Origin of the sequence: Sphingopyxis sp. (assembly GCF_036402335.1) — a bacterium.
In the GTDB taxonomy this organism is placed as follows: Bacteria; Pseudomonadota; Alphaproteobacteria; order Sphingomonadales; family Sphingomonadaceae; genus Sphingopyxis.
The window spans coordinates 1-2167 of record NZ_DASWTD010000385.1; the positions used below are offsets into that span (position 1 = coordinate 1).

Below are 2167 nucleotides of genomic sequence, written 5' to 3' on the forward strand. Positions count from 1 at the left end.
GTCATGGCGATCGTCGTCGAGGTCACCGACGCGGTGCGATCGGCCGAGGCGCTCCGTGCGAGCGAGGCGCGGCTGCGCTTCCTCGACCGGCTGGGCCGGGCGATCGCCGTCCGCACCAGCGCCGACAATATCCTGTCGATCGTCACGCGGATGACTGGCGAAGAACTCGGCGTGTCGATCTGCGCCTATGCCGACATGGACGAAGACCAGGACGGTTTCACCATCCGCGGCGACTGGGTCGCCGAGGGGGCGCGGTCGATCGTCGGCCGATACAGCCTTGCGGCTTTTGGCGAACTCGCGGTGCGGAGCCTGCGTGCGGGACGTCCGCTGATCGTGAATGACAATCTCTCCGAACTTCCGGCCGAAGCCGCCGCGACGTTCCGGACCATCGGTATCGGTGCGACCGTCTGCATGCCGCTGGTGAAGGAAGGACGCCTGACGGCGCTGATGGCCGTGCATCATCGTGCGGCGCACCATTGGACCGAAGCCGAGCTCGCAACGCTTCGCGATGTGACCGAACGCAGCTGGGCGCATATCGAGCGGGTCGCGACCGAAGCCGAATTGCGCACGGCTGCCGAGCGGCTCAAGCATCTCAACGAAACGCTCGAAGCGCGTATCGAGGAGCGTTCGACCGCACTCGAACGTAGCCAGACGCAGTTCCGGCTGCTGGTCCAGGGCGTCACCGATTATGCGATCTACATGCTCGACGAGACCGGGCTGGTGACGAGCTGGAACGCCGGGGCAGAGCGCATCAAGGGCTATCGGCCCGACGAGATCATCGGCCGGCATTTTTCCTCCTTTTACGAAGAAAAGGATCGCGACGCGGGCGAGCCGGCGCGCGCGCTGGAAACAGCGCGGCGCGAGGGACGCTTCGCCGCGGAGGGCTGGCGCGTGCGCAAGGACGGCACGCGCTTTCATGCGAGCGTCGTGATCGACGCGATCCACGACGACGCCGGCGACCTGATCGGCTTTGCCAAGATCACGCGCGATGTGACCGAGCGCGAGGAAGCGCAGCGCGAGCTCGAACTCGCGCGCGAGGCGCTGTTCCAGTCGCAGAAAATGGAAGCGATCGGCCAGCTGACCGGCGGGATCGCGCACGACTTCAACAATCTTCTGACGGCGATCCGCAGCGGGCTCGAACTGCTCGAAAAGCGCGTGCCCGACGAACCGCAGTCCCGGCGGCTGCTCGAAAATGCCGTGAAAGCCACCGATCGCGGCGCGGCGCTGACGCAGCGTATGCTCGCTTTCGCGCGCCGTCAGGAACTGGAAACCGAGAGCGTCGACATCGCGACACTCGTCGCGGGGATGATGGAATTGCTGCAGCGCTCGCTCGGTCCGACCTTCGCGATCGAAATGGCCTTCCCCGCCGACCTGCCCGCGGTCGCCGCCGACATCAACCAGCTCGAAATGGCGCTGCTCAACCTCGCGGTGAATGCGCGCGATGCGATGGGCGGGGGCGGACAGCTTGCGATCCGCGGCGAGGTTCGCGACGTCGCGGGCGGCGCGGTGATCGATCTTGCCGAGGGGCGTTATGTTCGCCTGACCGTTGCGGACGATGGCAGCGGCATGGACAGCGAAACCCTCGCGCGCGCGGCCGATCCCTTCTTCACGACAAAGGGCGTCGGCAAGGGAACCGGCCTCGGCCTTTCGATGGTTCATGGTTTCGCGCGGCAGATCGGGGGGATGCTCCAGCTCGAAAGCCGCGTTGGCCTGGGGACAGAGGCGCATATCTGGCTCCCGCTCAGCAGCGTCGAGCCGGCGAGCGAGCAGGCTCCCGCTCAACACAGCACGCGCGGCGCGGACCGCGCCGAAGTCATCCTCGTGGTCGACGACGATGCGCTCATCCTGATGAACAGCGCGGCGCTGCTCGAGGATCTGGGCCATGTCGTCGTCGAGGCGAATTCAGGCGAAGAGGCGCTCGAGAAGCTGCTTTCACGACCCGACATCAGCCTGATGATCACCGACCAGGCGATGCCGCTGATGACCGGCAGCGAATTGATTGCACAGGCGAGGCGGCACCGGCCGGACCTGCCGATCATCCTTGCGACCGGCTATGGCGAGACCCCCAGCGATATCGGTCCCGCGGTCCTGCGCCTCGGTAAGCCGTTCGGCCAAAGCGAATTGCGCCGCGCGGTCGAAGCCGTGGAGAAGCCGCCCGCCGGGTGAC

Annotated in this window: 1 protein-coding gene; it reads left to right on the plus strand. The window is 66.5% G+C overall.

Features of this window, described 5'->3' with window-relative positions; genetic code table 11:
- A partial coding sequence (locus VGD20_RS12235) for a PAS domain S-box protein (protein WP_331134712.1) occupies nt 1-2166 on the plus strand: 2166 nt, incomplete at its 5' end.
- Nucleotide 2167 lies beyond the last annotated feature (1 nt).